Here is a 9,165-nt window from a genome sequence, read left to right on the forward strand (position 1 = left end):
CTGCCGGCACCCCCGACTAACTACACCACCTGCCGGCACCCTCGACTAACTACACCACCTGCCAGCACCCCCGACTAACTACAACACCTGCCGGCGAAGCCGGAAAATCTGTGTAATAATTAATCTGTGTAAATCCGTGTAATCTGTGTTTAAAAAAATTTAGTGTTTATAAAAATCTGTGTAAATCCGTGTAATCTGTGTTTAAAAAAATTTAGTATTTATAAAAATCTGTGTAAATCCGTATAATCTGTGTTTAAAAAAATTTAGTGTTTATAAAAATCTGTGTAAATCCGTGTAATCTGTGTTTAAAAAAAATCTGTGTTTACTTCTTCTATACTCCTCCCACGGCTTCGCCCCGTCAGTCCCATCGGGCCCAACAAAAATACCTATTTCCCCATCCCAAATCTTCCCTCTATTTCTCCTTATCCCACAACAACAGCACTTCCTCATCCCCCAGACCGGCCTCGTACATACGAAACTCGTCACTCCCCATCACCATATACCTTATCTTCCTGCTGATAAGCCGCTCAACCTTATCCACCAGCTTCAGCAAATAATTCTTATTGATCTCATTCCCCACAAAGATCAGGTCGATCACCTGATGATCCGTCCCACGGGCAAAAGCCCCGGTCACAAAAACCTTGTCGAGATTACCCAACTGATCAATCACCGTCTCGACGATCTTGTCGAAACCCAGATGTTTTAACAGAATATTATGTATATCGTTGAAAAGAGGATGATGAGTATTCGCCCGGAAACGCTTCTTGTTCCCATCCAGCTCAGAATTAAGCAAACCTGCCTGCTCGAATTTATTCAACTCCAGACGTATGGCATTGCTCGACTCACCAAATTCGGTCTCAAGATTGCGCAAATAAGAACTGGAATTGCTGTTCAGGAAAAACTTGAGCAATAGCTTAATGCGGGTTTTGGATGTGATTAGCGCTTCAAGCACGTTGACCTCGGTTTGAACAACAAATATAATGTAAAATTTATAGATTGAGTAAATTTTTTACTCATTTTTTCAACAATTAATAAAAAATTATGAGCATCGGGAAACATTAACACAAAGTTACAGGCGACAGGTTGCAAGCGACAACTCATCACCCATCACTCATCACTCATCACCCAAACCCACACTACCTGCAACCTGTAACCTGCAGCCTGCAACCATAGAGCAGGTAACTTGATATTAATCATTCCCGATACTCATAAAAAAAAATAATCTGCCTCCTGCTATGAAATTCGGGAAAATTGTATCTTAGCATTATTCTAATGTTGGGAATAAAGGGTTATCAGTATGAGGAAGCGATCGCTAATTCTGGTTATTGATCTTGTTATAGTCTTCCTGTCATTCCTGTTTTTTGCCTGGATCAAGCCGGGTACCAAAGCTGTTATTCTTCCCAATTACTGGTTGCCTTTTTTATATTTCCTGCTGATCTGGCTTGCCATATCCATATTCCTCGGTAAATTCAGGATGGATAGGGTAAAGGATTCGAGGGATGTGGTCATTCCTATCCTGATCAACAATTTCACCATTCTGTCTGTCGTCAGCATCATCATTTATTCCTTCCAGTTTCAGTTTTTCTCCCGCAGCATTGTATTCGGTACCATTGCACTGGCCACGGTACTTGAATTGATCCTGGGGATGGTGTACTATGCTTTTGCCCGGCCGGTGAGGATAGCAGAAGACCGCGACGTACATATGAACGGCCATGTGGTGCAAGCACAGCAGGCTCAAAAAGTTGAATTAAAGGAGATCCTGGTAAAAAAGCAACTCGACGACAAGGCTTATGAGCGCATACGTGACCTTATCACCGAAGAAGCCGGCTCCAGTGTTTTTGATTTCATCGAAAAATCGATCAACCTCCGTGATCCCAAACATCTTATTCTCTCAACAACCACCCGCTTCAACATCCTGAATCAACCGGAAGAATTTTATCACAACATCATAAACCTGAAGCGGATCAACGATATCCGTTATATCAACAAGTTCTTCGAATCGGTGAACAACAAACTGGAATACGGGGGGATGTTCATTGATTTTGCAGAGACCTATGTTTTGCGGAAAAGGCGTATCCTGCACCGTTACTGGGTACCTTTTAATTATATGGTATATTTCCTCGATTGGGTCTGGAAGCGTTTCCTGCCAAAAATGCCCCTTCTTAAAAAGGTATATTTCTTCCTGACCAAAGGGCGCAATCGCGTGATCTCCAAGGCTGAAACCTTTGGAAGACTGTATTCCTGCGGTTTTGAGATCACCGGGGAAAGACTCATTGAAGGCAGTTTATATTTCTGTGCCCGCAAGATCAAGGAGCCGGCTTACGATTACAACCCGACTTACGGGCCGGTGATCACCCTCAAACGATATGGTAAAGGCGGCAAGCTTTTTAACGTTTATAAGCTGCGCACCATGCATGCCTATTCGGAGTACCTCCAGGATTATATCTACGATAAGTATAACCTTGCAGAAGGAGGGAAATTCAACAACGATTTCCGGGTAACCACTCTCGGTAGGTTCCTCCGGAAATTCTGGCTGGATGAGCTTCCCATGCTGGTCAACGTTTTCAGGGGAGACATGAAGATCGTCGGTGTCAGACCCCTCAGCCGGCATTATTTCAACCTCTACGTCGAGGAAGTCAGAAAGAAACGCATCAAATTCAAACCCGGACTCATCCCCCCTTACTACGCCGATATGCCCAATACCCTCGAAGAAATCATGGAGTCGGAGATGAAATACCTCAACGCCTGCGAAAAACACCCCTTTATCACAGATATCAGATATTTCTTCCTGGCACTGAAAAATATAATATTCAAAAGGGCGAGGAGTAAGTGAAATAATGTATCAAACGTCGGCGGCCTCGACTAAAAGAAAACTTTATATACGCACAGCCCACCGGCGGCCTCGACTACGCTCGGACCTTGACCAGGAGAGAACTTTTTATACGCACAGCCTGCCGGCGGCCTCGACTACGCTCGGACCTTGACCAGGAGAGAACTTTATATACGCACAGCCCACCGGCGAAGCCGGGAAATCTGTGAAATAATTAATCTGTGAAAATCTGTGTAATCTGTGTTTAAAAAAATCTATGTTTAAAAAATCTGTGTTTAAAAAATCTGTGTTTAAAAAAATCTATGTCTAAAAAATCTGTGTTTAAAAAAATTAATCTATGTTTAAAAAAAATAATCTATGTTTAAAAAAAATAATCTGTGTTTAAATAATAACTAACAATGTTCAGCAAACCCAATATCCTCACCACCATCATCATAGTATTCCTGAGTTTACATCTAAATAGCCAGGTTGTATACGAGCACATTTCCAACGCAGGAATCTATGAATTCCTGGAAGAATTGGCCAATGACGGAATTATTGAATTAAACACCACGGTAAAACCATGGTCGCGGACTTTCATAGCCGATAAACTGATGGAGGCCAAAACCAGAGAATATCAGCTTAACGGGCGCCAGCTCCATGATCTGGAATTTTATATGAACAGCTATACCCTGGAGCTGAAATCCTGGCCTCAGACCCATCCCGACATGGATATCTTCCGCAAAAACCGGAGGCTGGCAACATCGCTCAATCCGCTGGCATTGTTATATAAAGACAGTGTTTTCACGGCTTCCCTGAAACCCATCTGGGGCATACAATACTGGGCCAACGATAACGGCAACATTAACCATATGTGGGGTGGGGCTGAAATGTATGGTTATATTGGCAAAAACGTTGGTTTCTATGGCAGCCTGCGCGACAACAACGAGTCGGAATGGCTGGAAAAGCCGGATTATTTTACTCTGAGGCAAGGCGTTCCGGCAAAAAACTTTGGAATTGAAGGAGTTGATTACAGCGAGGCGCGCGGCGGTATCTACTTTTCCTGGAAATGGGGCAACATAGGCATTGCCAAGGATCATTTTATCTGGGGCAATAACTATCATGGCGCCAATATTTTTTCAGGAAGACAACCTTCGTTCGGACAAATTCAGTTGAATCTTTACCCTGCCCGCTGGTTCGAGTTCCACTATGTGCACGGTTGGTTGGTTTCGGAGGTCGTTGACAGCGCCCGCTCCTATTGGGACGGTGACATCTATCGTGTGGTTTATCACAATAAATACCTGGCTGCCAATATTTTCTCATTTACACCCATACGGCGATTGAATATCTCTCTGGGTAATTCGATCATTTACAGCGATATCGGCGTACAAGCCGCTTATCTGGTACCTTTCCTGTTTTATAAATCCGTTGACCATACCCTGAACTCCACCAATAAAAACGGACAAAACGGGCAAAATTCCCAGATGTTTTTCGATATCAGCTCACGCAACCTGAAACATCTGCATGTGTATGTCACCCTTTTCGTCGATGAATTCAAGATGGACAGGGTACGCAATCCCAATGAACATAATTTCCTGAGTTGGAAAGTCGGTGGACGGGTTTCTGATTTCCCTGTGCAAAACCTGTCCCTAACGGCAGAATATACCCGAACCAACCCGGGAACCTACGAGCACAATATCTCAACCACCACCTTTGAGAGCAATAAATACAACCTGGGGCATTATATGAGGTCGAATTCGGAAGAGTATTACCTTTCTCTGGCCTGGAAACCCATCCGGGGCTTAAAGGTCGAGGGATCCTGGGTGCTGGCACGGCATGGGAATGATTATGGATACGGCAAAGGGCAGACCAACGACCCGCAGAATCAACCCGTTCTGAAGGATATCACCTGGGATAATCATACATACAGATTATCAGCCCGTTATGAGTTCATCGATAATGCTTATGTTTTCGTTCATCTCATCCTAAGCGATATTCAGGGTTACGATGTTGATAACCAAACTCCTCAATATTACCTTGATAAATTTTCCCCGGCGTTTTTCCAGGGAAAACACACAACGGTTTCGTTTGGGTTTAATGTAGGATTTTAGTTTTTGTTTCACCCCTACGGGGTTCGGAAAACGATTCGCGAATATTAAGCTACCGAAGGGGTGCCCCTACGGGGCTATAATCTCGATTTTCACATCAAATGAAAACTTTTTCATATTTTTACCCCGGCTTTCGCCGGGGCAGGCTCCCGGCTTTCGTTCCCGACTTTCATCGGGACAAGCGGGGCAGGCTCCCGGCTTTCGTTCCCGACTTTCATCGGGACAAGCGGGGCAGGCTCCCGGCTTTCGTTCCCGACTTGCGTCGGGACAAACGGGACAAACGGGACAAGCGGGACAAGCAATATAACCATATAACAATATAAAACATGAAACACCTCCTCTTCACAACTCTCTTTACGGTTTATACCGTATTTTCATTCGCATGCACCAACTTTTTGATCACCAAAGGTGCAAGCACTGATGGTTCAACCATGATCAGCTATGCTGCCGACTCGCACGTTTTGTATGGCGAGCTCTATCACTGGCCGGCTGCTACCTGGCCTGAAGGCACCATGCTGGATGTATACGAATGGGATACGGGCGAATACCTCGGACAAATTCCCCAGGTTGCACAAACATATAATGTAGTTGGAAATATGAACGAACACCAGGTTGCCATTGGTGAAACCACCTATGGCGGCCGGTCGGAGCTGGGCAAGCAAACAGGCGCCATCATGGATTACGGCAGTCTGATGTTCATCGCCCTCCAGCGTTCGAAATCCGCCAGGGAAGCCATCAAAGTTATTGCTGAACTCATGGCTGCCTACGGCTATTACAGCTCAGGAGAATCCTTCTCCATCATGGACAAGAACGAAGTATGGATCATGGAACTCATCGGCAAAGGTGAAGGTTATAAAGGCGCTGTATGGGTAGCCCGTCTGGTGCCCGACGGCTATGTCTGTGCCCATGCCAATCAGGCCAGGATCACAACCTTCCCCCTGGCCGATGGAAAGACTTCCATCACCTCCGATGAGCTTGGAAAGATCTTTAACCCGGAAGTAAATACCGTATACGCTGCCGACGTGATCTCCTTCGCAAGGGAAAAAGGCTATTTCGATGGTAAAGACAAAGACTTCAGCTTTTCCGACGTATATGCACCCGTTGATTTCGGCGGTGCCCGCTTCTGTGAGATCCGCGTATGGGCCATGTTCAACCAGGTTAAAGGCGGTATGGACCAGTACTGGGATTATGTAAAAGGACATATAGAACACAACGACGAATTTGCCGACGGCTCCAAAAATCCCAACGGCTTTGCCTCAAACCGCATGCCCCTGTGGATCAAACCCGACAGGAAGGTCTCCGTTCACGATATGATGAACTTCATGCGCGACTACCTGGCAGGGACAGAACTTGATATGAGCCTTGACGTCGGTGCCGGTCCTTACAACAACCCTTACCGCTGGAGACCCCTCACCTTTGAAGTGGATTCCGTGACCTATTGCAACGAACGTGCTACCGTAACCCAGCAAACCGGATTCTCTTTCGTGGCCCAAAGCCGTTCGTGGATGCCCGATGAGATCGGCGGTATCTTATGGTTCAGCGTCGACGACGCTGGTAGCTCCGTCTATTGCCCTATGTATTCCAGCATCACCAAAGTGCCGGAAGCCTTCGAACGCGGCAACGGCGCCATGATGGAGTTCTCCTCCACCTCGGGATTCTGGGTGTTCAACCAGGTCAGCAATCTGGCATATACCCGGTATCGCGACATACATCCTGAAATACACGCCAAACAGCAGGCCATGGAACAGGAATATATCAACTTCAGTACCGCCGTTGACGCTGGCGCTGAATTATTGCTCGGGCAAAACCGCGACCTCGCCCTGGCTTACCTCACCAACTACTCCTGCAACCAGGGCAACGCCCTCGTACAGGAATGGCGCAATTTCTATGAATATCTCTTTATGCGATATATGGACGGTAACATCAAAACCCCCAACCCGGGAAAACAAAATCCCAAAGTTTCACAGCCCGGCTACGGTAACGAATTCTACCGCATCATCGTTGAAAAAACCGGCGATAAACTGAAATATAAAGGAGCAACTCATTAATAATGAGATAAGCAATCTACATGAAACCTGTAACTTGCTACCTGAAGCATTTTTTCAACGTTCATTATCTAATCCCGGTAATCTTCATTTTCCTGTCTTCCTGCAACCCCGGTCGCATTTATGAGGAACACAGGAAAATGGAGAATTATTCCTGGAAAAAACATCAAAATATTGTTTTCGAGTTTGCGGTTGAGGATATTTCGGTTAATTACGACATCTATATCGCCATCAGGCATGCAACGCAGTATCCATACCGTAATCTGTTGATCAGTACCATTCTGACAACACCCTCGGGAGAGCAAAGGATGACGGATTACGACCTGAAGATACGCGACAAAGACGGGATACCTTTAGGCGATGGACTCGGCGATCTCTGGGACCTGAACATCCCTCTGAGAAAAGATTTTCATTTCCATGAAGCGGGAACCTGTGTCCTGGAAATTGAAAACAGGATGTTGAAATCAATCACACCGGGCATCCTGGAAATAGGATTGATTGTAGAGGAAGCTGAATCAGCCGATTAAGCGTTCTACCTGGGAACGGTCCTTGATAAGCTGTTGCCTCAATGCTTCCAGGTTGGGGAATTTGATCTCATCCCGGATTCGCTCAATAAAATATATGGAGATCTTTTCGCCGTAGATATCACGGTTGTAATCGAATATATGTATCTCTACCGTCAGGTCCCCGTGATCCACCGTTGGCCTGTACCCAATATTCCCCATGCCTTTGTAAAACTTCCCATCGATATATGCGCGGCAGGCATATACCCCGACAGCCGAAATAATCTTGTATTCATCTTTCAGATCAATATTGGCTGTGGGAAAACCCATAGCCCGGCCTATCTTCTTCCCATGGACCACCTTTCCTGTAATGGAATAATCGTATCCCAAAAGCTCGTTGGCCAGTTTAAGATCTCCCAGTTTCAAGGCATTGCGTATCTGCGTGGAACTTACAGGGATATTGTGTACATAGTGAGCAGGAACCTCTTCCACACTGAAACCATATTGCTTCCCCATTTTATTCAGCATCAGGATATCCCCTTCACGATCTCTCCCGAAATGATGGTCATACCCTATTACCAGCTGTTGCAATCCAATCTTGCTAATGAGGTAATTCCTGATAAACTCTTCGGATGATTGCATGGAAAACTCCTTGGTAAAAGGAATGATCACCAGGTGGTGTATCCCGGTCTCGGCAATTAATTCATATTTCCTTTCTATGGTATTGATAAACCGAAGGTTACGATGATCAGTGCTAACCACAAGGCGTGGATGCGGATGAAAAGTCACCACCACGGTCTCACCGCCGGATTTGGCTGCCAGCTCCTTCATCCTGCGAAAAATCTTACGATGGCCTGAGTGTACACCGTCGAAAGTACCCACAGTCACAATAGGTGGTTTGGAAGCCTTATAATCGTCAGGATTTTGATAGATCTTCATGAAGGTACTAAAAAAGTTTGTTCACAACAATGTACTCGGCTATTTGAACGGCGTTGGTAGCAGCGCCTTTACGCAGGTTATCCGAAACGATCCAAAGGTTGAGGGAGTTGGGATTTGAGAAATCACGGCGAACACGTCCTGCAAATACCTCATCCCTTCCCTCTGCAAATAAAGGCATAGGATATTTCAGGTTACGAAAATCATCTTCCAGGATGACACCCGGTGTGGATGCAATAATATTCCTGACCTCATCCACCTGGAACTCATTCTCAAACTCCACATTCACCGCCATGCTATGACCCGTTTTAACAGGAACCCTGACCACGGTTGCCGTAACACGTATTGAGTTGTCGTTCAATATTTTCTGTGTTTCCATCAGGAGTTTGTTCTCCTCACCCGTATAACCGTTCTCGTCAAAATCCCCTCCGTGAGGGATCAGGTTCAGGTCAATCGGATAAGGATAAGCCATAGGCCCTTCCTGTCCTGATCTTTCGTTAAAGAGCTGGCTTACTGCCTTATAACCTGTACCGGATACTGCCTGATAAGTAGAGACTACTATCCTGCGGATACGATATTTTCTGTGCAGGGGAGCAAGCACCATAACCATCTGGATGGTGGAACAGTTAGGGTTGGAGATGAGCCGGTCCTTGCGTGTGACTATCTCCGCATTGATTTCCGGGACAACAAGCGGTATCTCAGGATTTTTTCTCCATGCGGAAGAATTGTCGATCACCACAATATTATTACCTGTATATTTCGGA

Annotated in this window: 8 protein-coding genes; 4 read left to right on the plus strand and 4 right to left on the minus strand. The window is 45.6% G+C overall.

Annotation, left to right across the window (positions count from 1 at the left end; genetic code table 11):
• Positions 1–412 precede the first annotated feature (412 nt).
• Positions 413–952, minus strand: a complete 540-nt coding sequence (locus KKA81_15120) for an ArsR family transcriptional regulator (protein ID MBU2652259.1) — start codon at positions 950–952, stop codon at positions 413–415.
• A 345-nt stretch (positions 953–1,297) separates the two neighbouring features.
• Here KKA81_15120 and KKA81_15125 point away from each other — a divergent pair, with 345 nt between their 5' ends.
• The gene (locus KKA81_15125) at positions 1,298–2,833 is read left to right on the plus strand and encodes a sugar transferase (protein MBU2652260.1); all 1,536 of its coding nucleotides are present in this window, start codon (positions 1,298–1,300) and stop codon (positions 2,831–2,833) included.
• A 395-nt stretch (positions 2,834–3,228) separates the two neighbouring features.
• On the plus strand, positions 3,229–4,920 hold the full coding sequence (locus KKA81_15130; GenBank protein ID MBU2652261.1) for a capsule assembly Wzi family protein: 1,692 nt from the start codon (positions 3,229–3,231) through the stop codon (positions 4,918–4,920).
• Positions 4,921–5,030: 110 nt separating this feature from the next.
• Here the strand turns inward: KKA81_15130 and KKA81_15135 are convergent, their stop codons facing one another.
• Positions 5,031–5,228, minus strand: a complete 198-nt coding sequence (locus KKA81_15135) for a hypothetical protein (GenBank protein MBU2652262.1) — start codon at positions 5,226–5,228, stop codon at positions 5,031–5,033.
• Between the two features lie 15 nt (positions 5,229–5,243).
• Here KKA81_15135 and KKA81_15140 point away from each other — a divergent pair, with 15 nt between their 5' ends.
• A complete protein-coding gene (locus KKA81_15140; GenBank protein MBU2652263.1) occupies positions 5,244–6,965 on the plus strand; it encodes a C69 family dipeptidase in 1,722 nt (573 codons plus the stop codon).
• A 20-nt stretch (positions 6,966–6,985) separates the two neighbouring features.
• Positions 6,986–7,489, plus strand: a complete 504-nt coding sequence (locus KKA81_15145) for a gliding motility lipoprotein GldH (GenBank protein ID MBU2652264.1) — start codon at positions 6,986–6,988, stop codon at positions 7,487–7,489.
• On the opposite strand, the gene KKA81_15150 is transcribed toward KKA81_15145, so the two are convergent.
• Together KKA81_15150 and KKA81_15155 are read right to left on the minus strand one after the other, a co-directional pair.
• Positions 7,478–8,404 (minus strand): bifunctional riboflavin kinase/FAD synthetase, encoded by a 927-nt coding sequence (locus tag KKA81_15150; protein MBU2652265.1) that lies wholly within the window; start codon positions 8,402–8,404, stop codon positions 7,478–7,480. The two genes, KKA81_15145 and KKA81_15150, sit on opposite strands and share 12 nt — an antisense overlap.
• A gap of 7 nt (positions 8,405–8,411) precedes the next feature.
• The coding region (locus tag KKA81_15155) for an aspartate-semialdehyde dehydrogenase (protein ID MBU2652266.1) at positions 8,412–9,165 on the minus strand (754 nt) is incomplete at its 5' end.

The sequence above is a fragment of the Bacteroidota bacterium genome (genome assembly GCA_018831055.1).
Classification (GTDB): domain Bacteria; phylum Bacteroidota; class Bacteroidia; order Bacteroidales; family B18-G4; genus M55B132.